This window comes from Vibrio agarilyticus, assembly GCF_012641465.1.
GTDB classification, from domain to species: Bacteria; Pseudomonadota; Gammaproteobacteria; order Enterobacterales; family Vibrionaceae; genus Vibrio; species Vibrio agarilyticus.
The window spans coordinates 1-22,089 of sequence record NZ_JABAIK010000018.1 but is presented as its reverse complement, the minus strand read 5'-3'; the positions used below and the strand labels follow the sequence as shown (position 1 = coordinate 22,089).

General features: G+C 45.9%; 16 protein-coding genes, 2 tRNA genes and 1 rRNA gene. 8 read left to right on the top strand and 11 right to left on the bottom strand.

What is annotated here, in order from left to right; all coding sequences use genetic code 11:
• Positions 1–12 precede the first annotated feature (12 nt).
• A complete protein-coding gene (locus HGP28_RS15355; RefSeq protein ID WP_168837399.1) occupies positions 13–2,196 on the bottom strand; it encodes an ABC transporter permease subunit in 2,184 nt (727 codons plus the stop codon).
• Between the two features lie 516 nt (positions 2,197–2,712).
• Here HGP28_RS15355 and ppk1 point away from each other — a divergent pair.
• Together ppk1 and ppx are read left to right on the top strand one after the other, a co-directional pair.
• Positions 2,713–4,818: a polyphosphate kinase 1 gene (ppk1, locus tag HGP28_RS15350; RefSeq protein ID WP_168837352.1), complete on the top strand. Its 2,106-nt coding sequence runs from the start codon at positions 2,713–2,715 to the stop codon at positions 4,816–4,818.
• Complete coding sequence (gene ppx / locus HGP28_RS15345) at positions 4,799–6,322, top strand: exopolyphosphatase (RefSeq protein ID WP_168837351.1); 1,524 nt, start codon at positions 4,799–4,801, stop codon at positions 6,320–6,322. Before ppk1 ends, ppx begins: the two co-directional genes overlap by 20 nt.
• A gap of 7 nt (positions 6,323–6,329) precedes the next feature.
• On the opposite strand, the gene HGP28_RS15340 is transcribed toward ppx, so the two are convergent.
• The 3 genes from HGP28_RS15340 to phoB are packed head-to-tail and all read right to left on the bottom strand — an operon-like array spanning position 6,330 to position 9,361.
• Positions 6,330–7,358, bottom strand: a complete 1,029-nt coding sequence (locus HGP28_RS15340) for a PstS family phosphate ABC transporter substrate-binding protein (protein ID WP_246225761.1) — start codon at positions 7,356–7,358, stop codon at positions 6,330–6,332.
• Positions 7,349–8,653: a phosphate regulon sensor histidine kinase PhoR gene (gene phoR, locus HGP28_RS15335; protein ID WP_168837350.1), complete on the bottom strand. Its 1,305-nt coding sequence runs from the start codon at positions 8,651–8,653 to the stop codon at positions 7,349–7,351. Before phoR ends, HGP28_RS15340 begins: the two co-directional genes overlap by 10 nt.
• A gap of 18 nt (positions 8,654–8,671) precedes the next feature.
• Positions 8,672–9,361 (bottom strand): phosphate regulon transcriptional regulator PhoB, encoded by a 690-nt coding sequence (phoB, locus tag HGP28_RS15330; RefSeq protein WP_168837349.1) that lies wholly within the window; start codon positions 9,359–9,361, stop codon positions 8,672–8,674.
• A gap of 346 nt (positions 9,362–9,707) precedes the next feature.
• On the opposite strand from phoB, the gene rdgC reads away from it, so the two are divergent.
• On the top strand, positions 9,708–10,613 hold the full coding sequence (gene rdgC / locus HGP28_RS15325) for a recombination-associated protein RdgC (protein ID WP_168837348.1): 906 nt from the start codon (positions 9,708–9,710) through the stop codon (positions 10,611–10,613).
• A 148-nt stretch (positions 10,614–10,761) separates the two neighbouring features.
• Here rdgC and HGP28_RS15320 read toward each other — a convergent pair whose 3' ends face one another.
• A complete protein-coding gene (locus tag HGP28_RS15320; protein ID WP_168837347.1) occupies positions 10,762–11,919 on the bottom strand; it encodes a permease in 1,158 nt (385 codons plus the stop codon).
• A gap of 209 nt (positions 11,920–12,128) precedes the next feature.
• Between HGP28_RS15320 and trhP the strand changes: the two genes are divergently transcribed.
• Entirely contained in the window at positions 12,129–13,529 is a 1,401-nt protein-coding gene (gene trhP, locus HGP28_RS15315; protein WP_168837346.1) for a prephenate-dependent tRNA uridine(34) hydroxylase TrhP, read from the top strand.
• 2 nt (positions 13,530–13,531) lie between these two features.
• Positions 13,532–13,786 (top strand): YfhL family 4Fe-4S dicluster ferredoxin, encoded by a 255-nt coding sequence (locus HGP28_RS15310; RefSeq protein ID WP_168837345.1) that lies wholly within the window; start codon positions 13,532–13,534, stop codon positions 13,784–13,786.
• Between the two features lie 33 nt (positions 13,787–13,819).
• Here the strand turns inward: HGP28_RS15310 and HGP28_RS15305 are convergent, their stop codons facing one another.
• The 3 genes from HGP28_RS15305 to HGP28_RS15295 all read right to left on the bottom strand — a co-directional run bounded on the left by HGP28_RS15305 (position 13,820) and on the right by HGP28_RS15295 (position 15,759).
• Positions 13,820–14,128: a hypothetical protein gene (locus HGP28_RS15305; RefSeq protein ID WP_168837397.1), complete on the bottom strand. Its 309-nt coding sequence runs from the start codon at positions 14,126–14,128 to the stop codon at positions 13,820–13,822.
• 310 nt (positions 14,129–14,438) lie between these two features.
• Entirely contained in the window at positions 14,439–15,272 is an 834-nt protein-coding gene (mepA, locus tag HGP28_RS15300; RefSeq protein WP_246225760.1) for a penicillin-insensitive murein endopeptidase, read from the bottom strand.
• A gap of 145 nt (positions 15,273–15,417) precedes the next feature.
• Positions 15,418–15,759: a DUF1904 domain-containing protein gene (locus HGP28_RS15295; RefSeq protein ID WP_168837343.1), complete on the bottom strand. Its 342-nt coding sequence runs from the start codon at positions 15,757–15,759 to the stop codon at positions 15,418–15,420.
• Positions 15,760–16,219: 460 nt separating this feature from the next.
• Between HGP28_RS15295 and pulA the strand changes: the two genes are divergently transcribed.
• From pulA to HGP28_RS15280, 3 genes are all read left to right on the top strand, one after another.
• Positions 16,220–20,242, top strand: coding sequence for a pullulanase-type alpha-1,6-glucosidase (pulA, locus tag HGP28_RS15290; RefSeq protein WP_168837342.1), 4,023 nt, complete (start codon positions 16,220–16,222; stop codon positions 20,240–20,242).
• 192 nt (positions 20,243–20,434) lie between these two features.
• Positions 20,435–20,962: an HPP family protein gene (locus tag HGP28_RS15285; protein ID WP_168837341.1), complete on the top strand. Its 528-nt coding sequence runs from the start codon at positions 20,435–20,437 to the stop codon at positions 20,960–20,962.
• Entirely contained in the window at positions 20,962–21,384 is a 423-nt protein-coding gene (locus HGP28_RS15280; protein WP_168837340.1) for a universal stress protein, read from the top strand. The genes HGP28_RS15285 and HGP28_RS15280 overlap by 1 nt, the downstream gene beginning before the upstream one ends.
• A 181-nt stretch (positions 21,385–21,565) precedes the next feature.
• Here the strand turns inward: HGP28_RS15280 and HGP28_RS15275 are convergent.
• From HGP28_RS15275 to rrf, 3 genes are all read right to left on the bottom strand, one after another.
• A tRNA-Trp gene (locus tag HGP28_RS15275) sits at positions 21,566–21,642 on the bottom strand.
• Positions 21,643–21,679: 37 nt separating this feature from the next.
• Positions 21,680–21,756 (bottom strand) — tRNA-Asp (locus HGP28_RS15270).
• A gap of 58 nt (positions 21,757–21,814) precedes the next feature.
• Positions 21,815–21,931: ribosomal RNA gene (rrf, locus tag HGP28_RS15265) — 5S ribosomal RNA — on the bottom strand.
• Between the last annotated feature and the right edge of the window lie 158 nt (positions 21,932–22,089).

Sequence of the window (22,089 nt, the reverse complement as noted above, 5' to 3'; positions counted from 1 at the left end):
TGATTTCCTTGCTTACAATGCACGGTATTTGTCTCGTAACCGCTGACGTACCCACTCTGCAATTGAGTTCACCAAAAAGGTAAACACAAACAGCAGCAACGCCGCTAAAAAGAGTAAACGATAATGCGCGCTGCCAACGGCAGATTCCGGTAATTCCACTGCGATGGTGGCCGATAAGGTGCGCATACCTTCCAAAATATTCCAGTCGATGAGTGGCGTGTTCCCCGTCGCCATTAATACAATCATGGTTTCCCCCACCGCTCGCCCAAGGCCCATCATGATCGCGGAGAAGATGCCAGGGCTTGCCGTCAGCAAAACCACGTGAATCAGCGTTTGCCAAGGCGTAGCGCCGAGTGCCAAAGAGCCATCGGAAAGGTGCTTGGGAACCGAAAAAATCGCATCTTCAGCAATGGTAAAAATCGTTGGGATCACCGCAAATCCCATCGCTAAACCAACGACTAAGGCATTGCGCTGTTCAAAATTAAAGCCATGATCTGTAAGAAACAATCGCACATCTCCGCCAAACCAAAACACCTCAATCATCGGTGCCACATAAACACAGGTGATGAGAAGGAGTATCACCAGCGGCATCAAAATGAGTGCGTGCCAGCCATTAGGCATGCGATGACGCAATCGCAGCGGTAATAGTGACCATAAGGCGCCAATAATGAGAGTCACTAGCGGCATCACAATCAGCATGAGCACGAACGCAATAAAGTTGTTTTCAATGATTGGCGCCAACCACAACCCGGCCAAAAATCCGATGATAACGGTTGGCAACGCCTCCATGAGTTCTATCGATGGTTTCACCACTCGTCGCATACGAGGCGACATGAAATACGCGGTATAAATCGCTCCCAACACCGCCATAGGCACAGAAAAAAGCATGGCAAATGCTGCCGCTTTTAAGGTGCCAAAAGTGATGGGCACCAGCGAAAACTTAGGTTCAAAATCATCGCCAGCGGACGTTGATTGCCAGACAAAATCCGGTTCAGAATAGCCCTCATACCACACTTTATGCCACAGTGATGAAAATGAGATCTCTGGATAAGGATTATCAACCGCTGCAACCGTCAGCTGATCTGGTAATGCCGCTACCAAAAATCGTTCATTGTTTGACATGGCCGCCAATTGTGGGGCTTTTTGATAGGCTCGAGAAAACAAAACCAATTTTTCACTTGTGGTGTAATAACTCTGCACTGTGCCATTGGTAAAAAAGCCATAAAAACCTTTGCGATGTGTATCAGGCAACAGGAATTTAAGATCGCTGGCCAAATAAAACGTGCGGACTGGTGTGAGTTTGGCTCGGTGATCGCGTGAGGCGTCAAACCACTGAGTGACCTGACCATCTTGCTGCGTCACCAACAGCGAATACGCTCCAGACAAAAAGGTCATCGACTGCACTGGATTGGTCGCATCATTTTGGCTTAAGTCGACCACTTCCCTCACGTCAAATTGGCGCTGTTGCTTCTTTGCGATTGCAAGCGTTGAGCCATAACGCAAATACAATGTTGCGCCGTTTGGCGTTAACAGCATTTGGTCCAACGAGTCTGTTTGCGCAGGAAATCGAAACGATTGATTGTCACCATTGGCATCAAGCCAGCGTACCCAAACTTCACCTTGGGTATTTTGCCACGCTAACGTCGGTGAGTCTGACGCTAAACCAAAAGCAAAGTCACGAACCGCATCACCTGAGGTTGCTAAATTAAGATCTAATGAGGACTCAAAACGATGCGTCTCTGGCAATTGCTCAGAGCCGCTGAGTGCGGTGTTAAATTTAGGCTGAAACAGCGTCACCTCGCCAAGCTGATCGACAAAGCCATACCAGCCATTGGCTGGCAATGACGCACTAAAATGCACAGGGTTTTGAACAAGTTGCTCACTACGAAGTTGTTGCCCGGTTTGCATATTCCAAAAGCTGACCTTGCCATCGTTTGCAATCGTGAGCGCTTTCTCACCGTAATCATCAATATTTATCGCACTGAGGGGGGCGCCTTGATAGGGAATATGCGCAATATTGGGCTCTAGTTTCGCATCCGAAAACAGTGGAATGATCACCATAGCCAAATAAATAAAAATCAGCACTAGAGCGGCAAGCACACCAACACCACCACAGGAGACGGCAAAACGAACCGCTCGATCTTTCACAAATCGAGCGCGATCCTTCTCCTGCAATGTAAACTCCGCTTTTGCCATTACTCTATTCACCCATTCTTGTCCATCGACATAATATGTCACTAAGATGACATTTATGTGACGAGGGATCTTACTTGACTATATTTAACTCCAGTGCTAGCTGTTTGATATTATGAAATAAAAGTGTAACAAAAAAAACATAATGTTCTTGCTCTACACAATAAAAATTCATCGACGAAATCGCGCTACTGTGCCAATAAGCGACACACAAACACATACGCTGAGCATCGCTAAACGACTAACTGAGACTTGTGAAAGTGCCCCTTTAATTCATAACAGAGCGCGATTTAGCTTATATACCCAAACTACTTGGAGATGCAGGTAGGCGGCAAACGAACAAAGCCTCTGAGCATAGATGAGCTATGCGATGAGGTTTGTGAGAGCCAGCCAACACCGCTGCAACTTCAAGATGCGACATCCAGAGCCGGCTCACTGACAAACCAAGTCATTCTCGCTGAACCATGCATCTTGAGGTTACTTGGGTATAAACAAATAAAAATCAGTTGGAAGGGAATCATGAGTAGCGAAAAATTATACATTGAAAAAGAGTTAAGTTGGCTTTCATTTAATGAGCGAGTATTACAAGAGGCGGCTGATAAATCCGTCCCTTTAATCGAACGCATTCGCTTTCTCGGTATTTTTTCCAATAATCTTGACGAGTTCTATAAAGTTCGTTTCGCTGACGTTAAAAGACGCATATTGATAAGCCAAGAGCGTGGCGCCAATGACAACTCACGTCATCTACTGACTAAAATGCAAACAAAGGCACTCAAACTCAATGAAAAATTTGACGAGCTCTACAGTGACTTAATTCGTGAAATGGCGCGGCGGCGTATCTTTCTCGTCAATGAGCACCAGCTTGACGAGACGCAAAAGCGTTGGATTAGTAAGTATTTCCACCAGCAAGTACTGCCGCACATTACTCCACTTACCATCACTGATGATATTGATCTATTGCAATTTCTAAAAGATGAATACGCCTACATCGCTGTCGACCTAGAAAAAGATCACCAATCTCAATATGCACTACTTGAGATCCCAACCGACCATTTACCACGCTTTGTCATGGTGCCAGAACAAAAGGGCAAACGCCGCAAAACGATCATCCTACTTGATAACATTATTCGCTATTGCCTTGATGATCTGTTTCGTGGTTTTTTCGACTACGACACGCTCAATGGCTATGCCATGAAAATGACACGAGACGCCGAATACGACCTCAGCCACGAGGTAGAATACAGCCTCTTAGAGCAGATGTCTGAAGGTGTCAGCCAGCGTTTAACCGCGATGCCAGTGCGCTTTGTCTATGAGCGTTCTATGCCGGAAAATATGCTCGCATTTTTATGCGACAAACTAAAAATCTCCAATTTTGACAGTTTGATCCCCGGTGGCCGTTATCACAACTTCAAAGACTTTATCGCCTTTCCCAATGTTGGACGAGATTATTTAGAAAATCGCCCTCTGCCACCGATGAAATGCGCTGACTTTGAAGGGTTTCCCAATAACTTTGCCGCTATCAAAGCACAAGATATTTTACTCTATTACCCTTACCACACCTTTGATCATATCAGTGAGTTGGTTCGACAGGCCTCTTTTGATCCCAAAGTTCTCAGTATTAAAATTAATATCTATCGTGTTGCCAAAAATTCTCGCTTAATGAACTCCCTTATTGACGCGGTACACAACGGTAAGAAAGTCACTGTTGTCGTCGAATTGCAAGCGCGATTTGACGAAGAAGCCAATATTGTCTGGTCACGCCTACTAACAGAAGCCGGGGTACACGTTATTTTTGGCGCGCCAGGACTAAAAATTCATTCAAAATTATTGTTAATCAGTCGTCGCGAAGAGAATACCATTGTTCGATACGCCCATATTGGTACCGGAAATTTTCATGAAAAAACCGCGCAAATATACACTGATTTCTCGCTTTTAACCGCCGATCAAGAAATAACCAACGAAGTGAGAAATGTATTTGGTTATATTGAAAACCCTTACCGACCCGTAAGGTTTGATCATCTTCTTGTTTCACCTCGTAACTCGCGTAAACAGCTTTATCGCATTATTGATAACGAAATCGTAAATGCACGCGAAGGCAAACCGGCAGGGTTAACCATTAAGGTGAATAATTTGGTTGATAAAGGGATTGTTAATAAATTATATGGCGCGAGCAATGCTGGGGTTAAAATTAGAATGGTGATCCGTGGCATGTGTTCACTGGTCCCTAACATTGAGGGGGTAAGTGAAAACATTCAAATCATCAGTATTGTTGACCGTTTTCTCGAGCACCCACGTGTGATTGTTGCCCACAATAATGGCGATCCTCAAGTATATATTTCATCGGCCGACTGGATGACGCGAAATATTGATCATCGAATTGAAGTATCAACGCCCGTGCGCGATCCAAGATTAAAACAGCGTATTATTGATATTATTGAATTTCATTTTATTGATACAGTAAAAGCTCGTATCATTGATAAAGAGATGAGTAATCAATATGTCAAACGCGGCAATAGAAAAAAAGTCCGTTCGCAATTGGCTATCTACGACTATCTTAAAAATATAGAAAAACAAACACGTAAGAGAAAGCAACAGAGCGAGCCGCATGCCCCAACAGTCCCTTGAGCCAAACACGCGACATATTGCTGCCATCGATTTGGGATCAAACAGTTTCCATATGGTGGTGGCCAAGGTCGTCGGTAATGATTTACAACTTATCAGCCGCCACAAGCAGCGCGTTCGACTTGCAGCAGGGCTGGATAAAGAGATGAACCTCACCCACTCTGCTATCGAACGCGGCTTGGCTTGCTTGGCAATGTTCGCAGAGCGGTTACAAGGGTTTGATGCCAATAATGTGCGCATTGCGGCAACCCATACTCTGCGCCAAGCCAATAATGCCCATCTCTTTATTCAACGTGCACTTGAGGTTATGCCCTATCCTATCGAAGTCATTCCTGGTGAAGAAGAGGCTCGATTAATTTACCTTGGTGTTGCGCACACCCAAGCAGAGTCGAACTCTAAACTGGTCATCGATATTGGCGGTGGCAGTACCGAAATGATCATAGGCCAAGGTTTTGACGCAGAATGGGTGAACAGCAAACAGATGGGCTGCGTCAGTTACACCGAGCGTTTTTTTGCCAATGGAAAATTATCTAAAAAAGCGTTCAGCCGCGCTATTTTGGCCGCTGAGCAAAAATTAGAATCGATTGCTGCCCATTATCGTGAGACTGGTTGGGAAATGGCGCTAGGTTCTTCGGGCACCATCAAAGCAATACGTGAAGTTTTAATCGGCCAAGGTTACGCGGATGGTCTTATCACCCAAAAGCGCCTATATAAACTCATCGATACGCTATGCCAATTTGACACGATTGAAACCATTCAACTTCCTGGCCTCACCGACGAAAGAAAGCCCGTTTTTGCCGCAGGCGTTGCCATACTCACTGCGATAGTTGACGATCTCGCCATCGAAACGCTGCATTTTTCTGATGGCGCACTGCGCGAGGGGCTGCTTTATGAGATGGAGGCGCGGTTTGCGCGCACTGACATTCGAATGCGCACCACCGAGAATTTGGCATACAAACATGCCGTCGATATTAGGCATGCTACTCGCGTCAAAGATCTCGCCAGCGCGCTGTTTGACAAGGTTGCTCGTGATTGTCATCTCACGAACAAGCGGGAACTGCGTGCTATGCTCGAGTGGGCAAGCTTGCTTCATGAAGTGGGTCTGAGTATCAGCTTGCGAGGTTATCATCGTCATTCCGCTTATATTCTCCAGCACACCAATATGCCTGGTTTTAACTCAGAGCAACAACTTCTGCTCGCTTGGCTAGCGCGATTTCAACGTAAGGCATTAAAACTGAATGAGCTACCAAGTTTCAGTCTTTACAAACCAGAAGCGCTGCATTGTCTTATCAAGTTGCTGCGCTTAGCGATTGTATTAAACGGTCAAAGGGGAGCTGAACCACTTGCGGATATGCACTTAACAATCACAAAATCAGGCTGGCAGTTAAGCGCAAGTCGTCGTGACTGGCTCGAACATAATAAATTGCTACACGCCGATCTTTTGGAAGAGCGAGAGCGATGGGCTCATGCCGGCTGGGCACTCTCAATTGACCCTGTAACCTCATGATGTGTGGTTAATTAACCCGTTCCGATAACCCCACTTTGGCCAGCTCTTGCTGAGCCAATGTGCGACCAATCGGAACATAACCATCTTTATCCACTAGGGCTTGGCCTTGAGCAGAATAAATAAAACGAATAAATTCTGCTTCAATTGGCGAAAGAGGTTTGTTCGGATGCTTATTCACATAGACATACAAGTAGCGAGAGAGTGGGTACTCACCAGATAAAATATTGTCACGAGAAGGCTCAATGTAGTCATTGCCCTGAATTGCAATCGGAACACTACGCACTCCCGCCACACGATAACCAACACCTGAATACCCAATACCACTGATGGTAGACGCAACAGATTGAACAACTGAGGCAGAACCGGGTTGCTCGTTCACGCGAGCCTGAAAGTCACCGCCGCACAAGGCATTCTTTTTGAAGTAACCATAAGTGCCCGAGACCGAATTGCGGCCAAACAGTTGGATTTTTCGTTTTGCCCACGACGCATCAACGCCAAGCGCTTGCCAGTTATTGATAGCAGGGGCGTCATCGCACCGTCCTGTTGCTGAATAAATCGCATCTATTTGCGCAAAGTTAAGCCCTTTGATTGGGTTATCTTGATGAACAAAAATCCCAATAGCATCAATGGCGACTTTTAATGCGGTCGGTTTGTAGCCGTGCTCTTGTTCAAACGCCTCCACCTCTCGCATTCGCATGGCGCGGCTCATTGCACCAAATTGCGCGGTTTGCTCAGTTAATGCCGGCGGCGCCGTTGATGAACCAGATGCCTGAACTTGTGCATTAATGTTAGGGTAATACGTTTTAAATGCTTCCACCCATAGCGTTGTCATGCCCGCTAATGTATCTGAACCCACCGACAATAAATTGCCCGCTATTCCGGGAACTTTTTGGTAATCGGGCAGTGTGAATTCACTTTGCGAGTCGGACGCGACAACCGCGTCACGAAGCAATTCACTTTCAGCATAAGCACTCAAAGGCAACAAGCCTCCTAGAGCAATCACAACAGAAAAACACCACGCAACCATTAATCGCATCTCACCACCAAACGATTAGGAAGAACAAACGAGAATTGACTGCCAACACCGACTTCACTTTGAATATCAAGATGAGAGTCGTGATGCGTTAGCGCATGTTTCACAATCGCAAGACCAAGCCCACTGCCTCCGGTATCTCGCGATCGCGCTTTATCCACGCGATAAAAGCGCTCCGTCAAGCGGTGCAAGTGCTGAGGCTCAATCCCATCCCCAGTATCACGAACTTGCAAACACGCGCCTTGTGGCACTTGGAACCACCGCACATAAATTTCCGCGCCCGCTGGCGTGTATTTCACGGCATTATAAACCAAATTGGAAATCGCGCTTCGCAGTTGATCTTCATCGGCAAACACACGCAAATGCGTATCGACATCAAAGTGCAACTGATGCAAATTATCGCCACTTAAACTGTGCGCCTCTTTTTCAAGGACTTCCAACATAGCTGGCACATCAACGACTTGATCCAACTCATGCATTGGCGCGGCTTCAATCTTGGACAAGGTGAGCAATTGATTCACCAAGCTGTTCATTCGGTTTAATTGCTCGGTCATGACGCCATGAGCCTTGCTCCACATCGGGCCGACTAGCATGTCTGGATCTTCTGTCATTTCCAGATAACCTTGCAAAACCGTCATCGGCGTGCGCAGTTCATGAGAAACGTTGGCAAAAAAGTTACGCCGCATGCCTTCAAGCTGCTTAAGCTGAGTCACATCACGAACCACAATCAAGTGTTCGCCTTCGGTATAAGGCACAATTCGCAGCTCTAACATGCGCTCAACATTGAGCGGTGAGGACATTTCTAGCGGTTCATCAAAGTTACGGCGATTGAGGTACTTAATGAAATCAGGGGTACGAATCAAATTAGAGATGGGCTGACCTGCGTCTTCCGGCCACTGAAAACCCAATAAATGCTGCGCTAACCGGTTACACCAGACAATATTGCCTTCGGCACGAAAAACCACGACAGCATCGGGTAAAGATTCTGCACCATTGCGAAAACGGCGAATAAGATTGGTGAGCTCTTTACGTTTACGTCGCTGACGTTGCTGCAATCGATACAAGCCATTAAACAGTGACTCCCAATTGCCACTGCCAGAGGGCGGCGTTAAACGCTTTTCATCCCAAAGCCACGCAGACAGGCGCACTTGATTGTGCAGATGCCACGCCAATTGCAGCACAGTGGCGATCAGCAACATCCACGGCATATACCCAAAAATCCAGCCAAGAATTAGCCAGGGGGTGTAAAAAAAAGCCAGCTCCCAGGCCAGCTTTTTCCAAGTCAGTCTTTCAACCACTTAAAACTCCAAAAAGGATCACGCTTTGGTCGAGAATCGATAGCCTGCGCCACGAACGGTTTGAATAAGCTTATCGTGCCCCGCCGCTTCAAGAGCTTTACGCAGACGTCGAATATGCACATCCACCGTGCGATCTTCAACATACACGTTCGTTCCCCACACATTATTGAGCAGTTGTTCACGACTATAAACGCGCTCTTGATGCGTCATAAAGAAATGCAGCATCTTAAATTCCGTTGGGCCCATTTCGACCGCGTCGTCATTTGCGGTGACGCGATGAGATACCGGGTCAAGCTTCAGCCCTTGAACATCAATAATATCTTCCAGCGCAGTAGGCGTGACACGACGAATAACCGCTTTTAAACGAGCCACCAGCTCTTTAGGAGAAAAAGGTTTGGTGATGTAATCATCGGCGCCCACTTCAAGGCCGCGAACTTTGTCTTCTTCTTCACCGCGAGCCGTTAACATGACCACCGGAATATTACGGGTCAATTCATCTCGCTTCATGTGCTTAATAAAATTGATACCACTGCCGCCAGGTAACATCCAATCTAGAAGCACCAGATCAGGAAAAGGCTCAGACAAGCGGCTAACCGCTGTATCGTAATCTTCTGCCTCAACGGCTTGATACCCTTTTTGTTCAAGAACAAAACACAACATTTCACGAATTGGTGCTTCGTCTTCAACAACAAGAATCCTTCTAGACATAATCATTAACCTTATGAGAATGAACGTAAATGAGTCAATAGCCCTTTGCAACTGTAAGCATTATTACGATTTATTATGACACTTTTGTGACCTTTGCAAACAAATTTTCATCGAAAATTCTTTGACAATTCACCCAAATAGATACTTCTCTGCCCAAACAACGCTCTGCACGCCTTACGCTCTATTACGCCAGTAAAAACCTTGTGCCATTTACTTTTAACTCAAAGTAATTTGGCCCCAAATAACTCAACGCTGATGGGTATATACTCAAGTGACCTAGGTATAAGACAAAAGCCCAAAAATTTTCTATTATAGGCGACTTCATTTATCGCTTTGAGAAACAATCATGTGGTTTAAAAACTGTTTGGCCTATCGCGTCAGTCGCGACATTGAATTCAACCCCGAAAAGCTTGAAAGCCAACTTGCAGAGTTCCGTTTTTCACCTTGTGGCAGCCAAGATAAACAAAAATTTGGTTGGGTGACAGCAATGGGACGCCACGGCGATATGATGACCCATGTCGCAGAGGATGCGATTCTGATCCGTGCAAAAAAAGAAGAAAAAATGGTTCCGGCTTCCGTCATTAAAGACGCACTGAACCATAAAGTGGATGCACTTGAGCAGGCCGAAGGGCGACCTCTGAAAAAGAAAGAAAAAGAGACATTAAAAGATGAAATCATGCTCGATTTGCTGCCACGCGCTTTTAGCCGTTCGAGCCATACTCAGTTATTAATTTTGCCTAAACTGGATCTACTGTTAGTCGATGCTGGCAGCTACAAAAAAGCAGAAGATGTTATTGCGCTGCTGCGCAAAACGATGGGTAGCCTGCCTGTTGTGCCTGCACTTCCTAAACTCCCGATCGCAAATACGATGACAGAATGGGTCAAAACAGCACAAACGCCGGCCGGTTTTACTCTACTCGATGAAGCGGAATTCAAATCCCAATTGGAAGAAGGTGGGATCATTCGTGCCAAGCGCCAAGATCTCAGCGCCGAAGAAATGCAGCAGCACTTGCTTGCAGACAAAATGGTCACCAAGTTAGCTCTGGATTGGCAAGAGCGTTTAGAGTTTGTTTTAGATGAAGATATGAGTATCAAACGACTCAAATTTTCTGAAGCGTTACGCGAGCAAAACGAAGATATTCCACGAGAAGATCAAGCGGCGCGTTTTGACGCTGACTTTTCTCTCATGTGCGGCGAGTTAGGTGCGCTATTACCTGATTTGATCAACGTACTCGGTGGGTTTGACGAGTAAACAGCAACAGCTTGCCGCAACGCCTTGATGTGACGAAACGGCGAACCTCGAACAAGGCCCACCAATGTGAATCAACTCTGTGGTGGGCCGAGAACATACGCCTGCGTATCGACCATTTCAAGCGTGCGTTTCAGGCTTGACGGATGAGTCACATCATCATTTCGCCTTTGCCTTTACCAAGGCGGTAGTACCAAATGGAAAGTGGAATAAAGACAAGGTTTAAAATCGTTGCCGCATTCCAGCCAAAGCCGTCTTGATTGAGCGGCCTCAAGTGGGTGTTGGATAATTCGATGCCACTTAAGTGCAAGAGCCCATCAATCGCGATTCCGGTAAATACGATTGAAACAAACAGCAGCGCCACCATCCAACGCGTCGGACGTTTGCCATAGTAGCCGATGTAAACTCGCACCATAGGTATGGTAAGCACGTCGGCTAGAATAAAACCAATTACACCGCCAAATGAAATCCCACCATGCCATAACGCGGCAGCCAAAATTAGGTTACCAACCGAACACACATACGCAATAACCGCCACCAATACGCCAATCACCACATCTATCACGGAGTGAAGCCAACCGGGTAATATCGTCGCAGAGTCAATAAACAGTGAACGCCAGCCTTCAAGAGGAACCACTGCAATCAAAAATGATGAGACGACGACGCCAAAGAGAATTTCGCGACCAATCATATCGATATCCATTCGATAATACCCAGCAGAGTGACTCAAACTCTGCCATAAACCCAGCTTAGCCACTTGAGGCTTCGAGCTCGACTCGGGCGATGCAGTCTCTGGCATATCACTTTGCATACTTGCCATTGATTGCGCCTCTTTTTGCGCCTGAATCGCTAGATTGTCTCTCAGCTCGTCACTGACCGCTTGAGGGTAAAAAAATTGAAAAACAATCGCTACAGTGACAATCAAAATCAAACCACCAATCACCTCGCCCCAGAAAAAAGCCCATCCCAGTAGGGCTACGAGCACGATGAACATCTCAAGGATCAAATTGGTGCTGGCGACTAAAAACGCCATCGCATTGGGTACGGCCGCGCGCTTAATCAGTAGCGTTCGTGACATTGACGCGGCAACGTAAGAGCACGATGAAGACATCATGCCCATTAGCGTCGCAGTCGCGACGCTTTTGTAGTTGGTTTTACCTAAGTATTTCAGTACGGCCTCCACGGGCAACCAATTACGAATCAAAGAGGAGACAATCAGCCCCATCGCAAGTGGCCAATATATTTGCCAAACCATATTGAAGAGTGTCTGTAAAAAGTGTTCGACCGCGACTAATAACTCGCTAACCATTCATTTTATTCCTGATTTAAACTCGGTAAGGTTTTCTAGAGCGTAGTGAGCACAACGGACAAACGACAGTGCAACCGTGCGATAATGCGTGCCAATCTCACCAATGATCATGCGCGAAGAGATCCAATAGTGGCGTTCACTCGGCGAACATCGTAAAATCGCGCTTTTCCTTCGTATCACTAGGTGATGCGAACTGATTTGCAATCAGAATGAGTACCAACGACATGTTTACACCAGAACTTCTCTCCCCAGCGGGTAGCCTAAAGAATATGCGCTACGCCTTTGCCTACGGCGCCGATGCGGTATATGCAGGCCAGCCTCGTTATAGCTTGCGCGTACGCAACAATGAGTTTAACCACGAAAATCTAAAGATTGGCATCGATGAGGCCCACGCCTTGGGTAAGAAATTTTATGTGGTTTGCAACATTCAGCCACATAACTCAAAGCTAAAAACCTTCATCCGCGATCTCAAACCCGTAGTCGAAATGGGGCCAGATGCGCTGATCATGTCAGATCCTGGGCTCATCATGATGGTACGTGAAGCATTTCCAGACATGGCGATTCATCTGTCAGTGCAAGCTAACGCCGTCAACTGGGCGACAGTGAAGTTTTGGGCCAGCCAAGGGGTTGAGCGCGTTATCGTATCGCGTGAGTTATCTCTTGAAGAAATAGAAGAAATTCGCGAACAGTGCCCAAATACCGAAATTGAAGTCTTTGTTCACGGTGCGCTTTGCATGGCGTATTCCGGTCGTTGTTTGCTTTCTGGCTATATCAATAAACGCGATCCAAACCAAGGCACCTGCACCAACGCGTGTCGCTGGGAATACAAAGTGGAAGAAGGCACTGAGAACGACGCGGGCCAGATTGTTGAAGCGTTTGATCCCAAACAAGCGCACGCTATTGAGGTGGCGGACAGTCGTCCAGAAACCACCATTGGTCGTGGTAAGCCTATTGACGATGTTGTGCTACTGTCAGAGAGTCATCGTCCTGAGGAAAAGATGGCTGCTTTTGAAGATGAGCATGGTACTTACATCATGAATTCAAAAGATTTGCGAGCGATTCAGCACGTAGAACGATTGACAAAGATGGGAGTTCATTCACTTAAAATTGAAGGCCGGACCAAATCGTTCTACTACTGTGCGCGCACCGCTCAAGTTTATCGTAAAGCGATAGATGATGCCGTTGCAGGAAAGCCATTCGATGAAACATTGATGACAACCTTGGAAAGCCTCGCGCACCGTGGCTACACCGAAGGTTTCTTGCGTCGCCACACTCATGACGCGTACCAAAATTATGATTACGGTTACTCCGTTTCCGACGCCCAACAGTTCGTCGGAGAATTTACGGGCAAACGCCGCGATGGCATGGCCGAAGTGGAAGTTAAAAATAAATTTGTTGTCGGCGATAGCCTTGAATTAATGACGCCAAAAGGTAACGTTAATTTCACATTGGAAGCGATGCAAAACCGTAAAGGTGAAGCAATCGATGATGCAAAAGGTAATGGCCACTTTGTTTATATTCCCGTGCCTGAGGATTTGGCACTAGAGTTTGCCTTGATCATGCGCAACCTCAATGATGGTCAGGATACTCGTAATCCAACCGGAAAATAATCATGGCACTCCTCATTACCGAAAAATGCATCAATTGTGATATGTGTGAACCTGAGTGTCCAAATGACGCGATTTCAATGGGTGCGAATATCTTTGAAATTGATCCTGCACTCTGTACGGAGTGCAAAGGACATTATGATAAACCGACGTGTCAATCAGTTTGCCCGATCAATAAGTGCATTATTACGGATCCGCAACACATCGAAAGCGATGACGCTTTATTTGAGAAGTTTGTAATCATTCAAGGTCTTGCCTAGATGTCAGCAGCTGCCTTCACGGTGGCTGCTTCTTTATCCCGACTTTTCAATCGGATAAATATTACAAAATAACTCCCTTTCATATTGATGCTCCAAACACTCACGCCACGGCCGCGCTTGTTTAATTGAGACGAGATGAAACGTTTCTCGCCCCATATCGGTGACAAATGCCATGCCATGGCGCATCAATTCATAGTGCACATCATGAACAAATCCGATATGAAAGCTCTGCCGCCCAGTTAAATGGTTCACATCCTCTCGAGTCATAGTAATGGACTGTTTTTCTTGCTCAAATCTCAACATTAACCATTCGGCAAATTCACGTGCACATATCATATTGATCATCCCCCAGTTCTCGACATTTCTGGCGCAATATACCCAAGTCATTATGCGTACAGGCAGGTAGTGAAGTCTTCGGTTTTCTAAGCCTAAAATATTAGAGTATCCGGCAACGCGGCGGCTCGGCTAAAGAAAGTGGGTATTAACACCGGCTTTTTTGAATGGTAAACGTCTGTCTTATCGTACTTAATACATACGCGATAACTTAGCTCTATAACGACATATTTCACGCAAAAACGCTTCCACCTCATTACCACTGTAGTCAAGGCTGATAAGTTTCTCTAGCTAGGCGGCTCGCTAACCGTCTGATGTCTTAGAAGTCGTCCACGGTTTCAATTATTTTACTGAGTAGGCGCTGACATTCATAAGGCAACACGCGTGGCTTTTTTGATGAGTTTGTATTTTTTACCAAATCAGCTTTAACCGCTCCTGTCGGTGGGGGTGTTGGCCACCAGCTACGAAGGTCAGCGCCGCATCCAGGCCCTTCAGGAGGCGATGGCTGATCTTGGCATAGCTTATCACTCTCAGGGCAAGCTAAACGGACATGAATATGGTAATGGTGCCCCCACCATGGACGAATTTTTCGTAGCCAGTCGGATTCCTCTTTAGTCTGACGACATAATTTATCTTTAATTGTAGGATGCACAAAAATGCGTGCGACACGAGAGTCCAACGCAGCCAATTTCACCAGTTGAAAGTGCATTGTTTGCCAGCGTTCTTCGTTCAATTCAAAGCGGTCCAGGTTCACCACGCTCATGGGCTCAGGCAACTCGAGTTGACGCCGCGCCCATCGCGCCTTGGGTAACCTGAGCCAAATATCGACATCCAACCCATTTTGATGACTTGTGTGGCCTGACGCAAATCGCCCTCCTTGAGGCAAGGATAAATCCCCGACCAAAATAGTGCGTGAGGTTTTTGTATGGGTAAGATGAGCAAACTCTTGAATAAAAGCAATGGTGGTAGGATGAGCAAAATAACGTGCTCTTTGAGGGCGCAATACCTGATACCCCTCTCCCTCTAATGGTAATGCGTGAGCACCTTTCAGACAGCCATTTGCGTAGCTGCCGATCGACTCCGAAGGAGGCAACTCAGGCTCTAATATATTTTCCCAAGGAGAGGCGTATAGCGAATGAGATAACAATGACAAAAAAACGATGCTGCGCTTAATAGTAAAAACAAGGTGGTAGAAGCCGATCTTTACCAATAAATGAGTAAGATAATAAGCTCTATGGATGAGCACCAACAAGGTTGCCCCCAAAGAGCTTAAGCCGCCAACAGCACCGCTCTCAGACTTACGGATTACCGTAATGCACTGCATTATCGTAATACGCACTTGGTACGAGTGCAGTAAAAATCACCGCGACATTCACATCCGCGCCCAGAGCATCACGAACTTGCGCCGTGACTGTTTTTGCCACGTGATCTTGAGTTGATTGACCACGATCAAACCATAGAATTTCGACAAAAGGATAAGCCGCGCTGATCGCATCATCAAAAAAGAAAGTGCTGGGAATATATTCAAACGTGAAATCTTCTCGCGGTGAATTCATCACTGGTGCTAGCGTATCAGTTAGTGGCTTAGCAATTGTCTGAACCAGATCTGGCTGAACCGCGCGAAATCGAAAATGAGGCATAACATACCTTTAAAATAAACGTAAAAAACAATTTGAGTATATACCCAAGCCTCTTTAAATATTAGCTTTGCTCAACAACATTTGGCGGCAAATTATTATCCTTACATGAAAAATAGCCAAACGGAGGTTATCCATTGTTGCTTTTGTTTTTACCAACTTATTTTTCCTAAATAATTATCGCCTTTTTTTTCTCGAGACAAATCACAAGTTTCAGGTTGAGCAACTCCTCCCCCCCTCTCCTCCTTTTTCTCTACGCCTACCCAATTTCGCTTCAGCAAACCGTGCTTAACCTCTCATTCTCTCTCGTGTCTTGGGGCCTAATTTGTTATCAAGAGCACATCAAATGGATATTTATTGCCATAAATAAACTTGACAATTTTCACTCACAGTTTGCATCCAGCTCATCGTGTTAGCCTTTTTCTCGATTAAACATCAATTCAATAACAATGGATTTGTAAACGTGGACAAAAAAAAATTTAACTTATCAACGGTTGCTAAAACCGTATTACCTCTGATTTCGATTGCTGTTATCAGTGGCTGTGGCAGTGATAGTTCCGGCAATTCAACACCAACGCCCAATGACGGTTTGCACCCTGCGGGTGAAAATGAAGTTGTGATCTATTACAAGCGTGATGTCGCATCATTCTCATCAGAAAGTGATTACGAGGGATGGGGCATACATTTATGGAATAACAGTGCCTGTAGCAGTACTGATCTAGAGGCTATGAATATTCCCAAGACAGGAACAACTTGGGAAAACCCTGTACCATTCGATGGTATAAGTGAGACTTATGGTGCGTATTACGTACTTAAGGTCGATCCCGATGCACCCGATCCTCACAAATGTATGAACTTTGTTGTTCATAAGGGGGACGAAAAAGCATTTGGTGCTGATGATATGGTGCTCAAGTTAGATGAACTTGGTGACTCTAAAGGCGTCTTTGGTTTCCACGGTAGCAGCGAACTTTCTTACGAGCCAATTGAAGAACGTCCAGTAGCGATTGACGGTCAAAAAGCCCACTGGCTCGATGCGAAAACAATCGCGTGGGAAGCCAATACCAACGCAGAAACCGTCAAGCTTCACTACAGCCCTGAAGCGGGTATTTCCATGGACGAGGACAAGCAAATCGTCGGTGGTAAATCCATTGATTTAACAATCACAGGTGAGCTCTCAGACGAGCTTAAAACTCGCTTCCGTCATCTTGCCAGTCTGCATTCTGCCGAATTGGACGTAGAAGATGACATATTCAACGAAATCCTAAAATCACAAATCGTGATGGCCGCATACAGCGCCGATGGTGAAGTGATTGCCGCCACTCAAGTACAAAAACCAGGCGTCCTTGACGCAGTATTTTCAGCCAAAGACGCGGGTAACGCAATTAGTCAAACGCTTGGCGCTATTGTGGAAAGTGACGACGCCACATTTAAGTTATGGGCGCCAACAGCCCAAAATGTCGAACTCGTTATCTATGATGCTGACTTAAAACAAGAAGCGAAAGTTGCAATGACAGCGGACGCGAAAACCGGCATTTGGGCCTCTGAGACTCAAAGTGATGTTGTTGGTAAATTCTATCGCTACCAAGTCAAGGTGTATCATCCAACGACCGGCGTGGTTGAAACCCGCGAAGTTACTGATCCATACTCATTAAGCTTATCGCAAAACTCCCTCTATTCTCAGGTTGTTGATCTTGATTCAGCCGATCTAAAACCAGCTGACTGGGATGATTACACGCCTCCTTCCCTAAAAAAAGATGAAGACCACGTTCTATATGAGTCTCATCTTCGCGACTTCAGCTTCAGTGACAGCAAAGGCAGTGCGGAGTACAACGGTAAGTACCTTGCGCTAACAGAAGCAGAGCGTGAGTCCGTTACTCACCTACAAGCGCTGAAAGACGCAGGTCTAACGACGCTTCACATTCTTCCTGCTTTCGATATTGCAACCGTTGATGAAGATGAAGCAAAACGTGTTGATATTACAGATACCATTGGCAAGTTATGTGAAGTGAACAAAAATGCTTCTGTGTGTGGCAAAGTAGACAATGCCTCTATCATTGAAGATGTCCTTGATGGTTACAAACCCGAAACAGGCGACGCTCAAGCATTGATGAACGATCTTCGCATGCTAGACAGCTTCAACTGGGGTTACGACCCGTTCCACTACACGGTGCCAGAAGGGAGCTATGCGACCGACGCCAATGGTTCTAAACGTATTCTCGAATTCCGTGAAATGGTCAAGGCAACCCATGACATGGATCTAAAATTGATCATGGACGTGGTGTATAACCACACCAACGCGTCAGGGGTCAATGATAAATCGGTATTAGATAAAATCGTCCCTGGGTATTATCACCGTTTGAACGTCAATACTGGCGGCGTAGAAAACTCAACCTGCTGTGATAACACGGCAACAGAAAACCTAATGATGGGTAAACTGATGGTTGATTCTCTTGTGGTATGGGCTGATCAGTACAAGGTTGATGGCTTCCGCTTCGACTTAATGGGACACCAACCCAAAAATGTCATGATTGAAGCCCTTGAACAAGTACGTAAAGTTGATGAAGATACGTTGTTCTACGGTGAAGGTTGGGACTTTGGTGAAGTAGCACAAAATGCCCGCTTCGACCAAGCGACACAAATCAACATGGCCGGAACTGAAATTGGTACCTTCTCTGACCGTCTTCGCGACGCGGTACGTGGTGGTAGCCCATTTGATGGTGGCGTAGACTCCAATGGTGAACACCCAATCCGTTTCAACCAAGGTTTTGGTAACGCCGCGTATCCAAACGAAGAAACCAAAACCGATGCAGAGGCTGTTGCAGGCCGTCTACACAACCAAGATTTGGTTCGTTTAGGTATGGCAGGTAACTTAGCAGACTTTGTGTTACTTGACTCTGAAGGCAATACCAAACTGGGTAAAAACGTCGACTATAATGGCGCGCCAGCCGGCTACACCAAAGATCCATCAGAAAATATTTCTTATGTATCGAAACACGATAACCAAACACTGTGGGACAATAACGCCTATAAGATTGGCACTGGGGTTTCTTCGGCAGAGCGTGCTCGCATGCAAGCAGTATCGCTATCGACTGTCATGCTAGGTCAAGGTATCCCGTTCATTCACATGGGCTCAGAGCTATTGCGTTCAAAATCAATGCAACGCGACTCTTATGACTCTGGTGACTGGTTTAACCGTGTTTACTTCGATGGCAGTGACAACAACTGGAACGTTGGTCTACCTCGCGAAGACAAAGATGGCGCGAACTGGGATCTGATCAAAACGATTCTAACCGATAGCACTGCAAAACCAACCACCGATGACATCGAGCTGACCAAACAGCAATTCTTAGAGCTACTCAAAATCCGTAGTGACAGCGAATTGTTCCGTTTGCCGAGCGCACAAGAAGTCATGGCTCGTGTTGACTTCCGTAACGTTGGAAAAGATCAAACTGAAGGTTTGATTGTGATGTCTATTGACGACGGTAAGAGTGCAGGTGGCGATATCGACACCAAATACGATGCTATCGTGGTCGTTATTAACGCCACAAAAGATGAACAAACACCTAAAATCGCTGGCGCTGAAGGATTTGTATTACACTCCATTCAGCAACAATCCGCGGATGGCACTGTTAAAGAGGCAAGCTTTGCTGATAGTACATTCACGGTTCCTGCATTGACTACCGCAGTGTTTGTTCTTCCTCAAGGTAATGCACAAGGTGCAGGCCTACCTGTTAATACCGAAAACAAAGACGTTTCAGCCATTCCGCCGTACGGCGACACCAAGGTTTACGTTCGTGGCGGAATGAATGGCTGGCTTGTGGATAGCGACCCGCTTGTGGATAGTGCCTGGGAAATGACATTCCTGAAAAATGGTCGCTACTCACTCACCACCGTTGTCGAAAAAGGTGAATATGACTTCAAATTTGGTGATAAAGACTGGAACCCTGTGAATATTCCGTGTACTTGGGCAGAACAAGCCGAGGATTCAATTGATTTAGGTACGGAAGGTAACTGTAAGCTCAATGTTGCGGAAACGGGTAAATATACCTTTATTTTCGATGCGCTTCATATGCAAAATGATGATATCGAAAAACCGACTATTTCGGTTGTGAAGGCAGCTGATGCACCTACATTTGGAGATACAGCACTGTTCTTACGCGGCACCATCACAACATGGGATACACCGGCTGCAGATTCTCCTGCAAAGTTCGACTATATCGCAGATGATGTTTACTCACTCGATATGGAATTTAAAGCGGGCACCTATCAAATGAAAATTGCTTCAGCAGACTGGGATGCAAATAATAAAACCACAAATTTCGGTGGGGATAAAGGCAGTGCTATTGAACTAGACGCTGAGTTTGCGATGGCAGTAGGAGCAGGCAGCTCAGACATTGCAATTACTCTTCCTGAAGAAGGCAGCTACAACTTTCATTTTAACGCAGCCGATAAGACAGCACCGATACTAACTGTAACGGCAAACTAAACTAACACGTTCAGTGTTTGGCTATTAAAGGGAGGGTAATACCTCCCTTTTTCTATCGTGAAATAAACGCTATTCATCAGTCGCCATCTAGTTCATCAAACACAAACTCTTAACTTTGAGTCGGCCTCACACCCCTTATCACCTTTTGAACAGCTATACTCCCACGATACCTAATGGGATGGTAGCAACGAAATGACAACAAACTCTCCCCCCGAAACACGCCGACCTAAAGTCGCAACAACGCCTTGGGGTATTGCACTCGTGGCTGGCATTGGCAGTGCTTTATGTATTGCCATTTTAGCGTTCATTGATGAAGTCGGGCACGGTGACTATACACTTATTGCACCCTTTGGTGCGACGATGGTTTTAGTGTTTGGCGTGCCTAAAAGCCCTTTAGCTCAACCAAAGAATGTCATTTTAGGTCATTTGACGACAGCGATTGTTGGCATTGTAGCGGCCAACCTATTACCCGTTGACTACTGGTCCATAGGGCTTGCGGTTGGTATTGGGATCTTTTTTATGTTGCTCTTTAACGTGACCCACCCTCCGGCAGGAGGCAACCCCATTTTAATCATGATGGGGGGCCATACGAGTATTCTCTTCGCCGTAAGCCCAATTTTGACTGGCACAATCTTAATTGTGATTATTGCATTGCTTTATCATGCATTTGTATCTCGCCTCGAATACGCGTGGGTAAATAAGCCTAAGGAGGAGCGTTAATGTATCGCAAAGTACTTTATGCATTAGATATTGAGTCTAAAGAAAACTTATTGAAAGCCAAGGCCGTCGCAGATCAATTAAATACAGAGTTCCATATAGGATACGCCACTAATCTTGGTGAGGTTTACACAGATAATCAGATATATTTTGGCGATGAGCTAGGTAACGCCTTGAGCGAGCATGCAAAACAAAATGTTGTAAATCAAATTTCAACGCTTATTCAAGCAACGGATATCGCTCAAAAGCAAGTCCACATTGTCGATGGCCCGATTGGAATGGCAATAGATCACCTAGCACAGCAGCTAGATGTCGACTTGGTGATTGTCAGTCATAGCCACCCGCACTTTCATCTTCTTGTAAAACCTGACACCTTGATTCGTATGGCTGCTCATTGCGATGTCTTAAGCCTGAGAGAGCAATAGGTCACTCGATTGATAGTGCGAATATTTTAATCAAAGAAAGACTCAAACAGCAACGCTAGAGAGTTAACAGTGGGTAGGTTACCACATTGAAGAAAGATCGCGGTTCTAGAAAGCACTGAGTGTTTTCATTTAAAAGCACCAGATATAAAAAAGCCTCAGCATTTCTGCTGAGGCTTAAATATGGCAGGGGTGGAGAGATTCGAACTCCCAACACGCGGATTTGGAATCCGCTGCTCTGCCAATTGGAGCTACACCCCTGTTGATTCGTATTTTATGAGACGACTCTCTGAATAAGTGGCGGAGCGGACGGGACTCGAACCCGCGACCCCCGGCGTGACAGGCCGGTATTCTAACCAACTGAACTACCGCTCCACACGGTCTCTGTTTAAAGTCTTATCTCTTAAGCGCTTCAAGCAGATGAATGTTCAAAGCCTGGCGATGTCCTACTCTCACATGGGGAAACCCCACACTACCATCGGCGCTAATTCGTTTCACTTCTGAGTTCGGAATGGAAATCAGGTGGGTCCAAATCGCTATGGTCGCCAAGCAAAATTCTTGCTTTTACTTTCAGCTTCTTCTAAAAACTGAAGGCAAAAAATTCGGAAAGCCGTTAATGCGTTCTCTACACATTCAATCGTTCTTAATCGAGTCCATCAAAACCCTTTGGGTGTTGTATGGTTAAGCCTCACGGGCAATTAGTACAGG

Coding starts and splice junctions, on each gene's coding strand:
- HGP28_RS15320 (WP_168837347.1), bottom strand. CDS start 11,919: ATGGTTAGCGAGTTATTAGTCGCGGTCGAACACTTTTTACAGACACTC.
- HGP28_RS15295 (WP_168837343.1), bottom strand. CDS start 15,759: ATGCCTCATTTTCGATTTCGCGCGGTTCAGCCAGATCTGGTTCAGACA.
- ppx (WP_168837351.1), top strand. CDS start 4,799: ATGCCCCAACAGTCCCTTGAGCCAAACACGCGACATATTGCTGCCATC.
- rdgC (WP_168837348.1), top strand. CDS start 9,708: ATGTGGTTTAAAAACTGTTTGGCCTATCGCGTCAGTCGCGACATTGAA.
- phoB (WP_168837349.1), bottom strand. CDS start 9,361: ATGTCTAGAAGGATTCTTGTTGTTGAAGACGAAGCACCAATTCGTGAA.
- HGP28_RS15355 (WP_168837399.1), bottom strand. CDS start 2,196: ATGGCAAAAGCGGAGTTTACATTGCAGGAGAAGGATCGCGCTCGATTT.
- HGP28_RS15340 (WP_246225761.1), bottom strand. CDS start 7,358: ATGCGATTAATGGTTGCGTGGTGTTTTTCTGTTGTGATTGCTCTAGGA.
- trhP (WP_168837346.1), top strand. CDS start 12,129: ATGAGTACCAACGACATGTTTACACCAGAACTTCTCTCCCCAGCGGGT.
- HGP28_RS15310 (WP_168837345.1), top strand. CDS start 13,532: ATGGCACTCCTCATTACCGAAAAATGCATCAATTGTGATATGTGTGAA.
- HGP28_RS15280 (WP_168837340.1), top strand. CDS start 20,962: ATGTATCGCAAAGTACTTTATGCATTAGATATTGAGTCTAAAGAAAAC.
- ppk1 (WP_168837352.1), top strand. CDS start 2,713: ATGAGTAGCGAAAAATTATACATTGAAAAAGAGTTAAGTTGGCTTTCA.
- HGP28_RS15285 (WP_168837341.1), top strand. CDS start 20,435: ATGACAACAAACTCTCCCCCCGAAACACGCCGACCTAAAGTCGCAACA.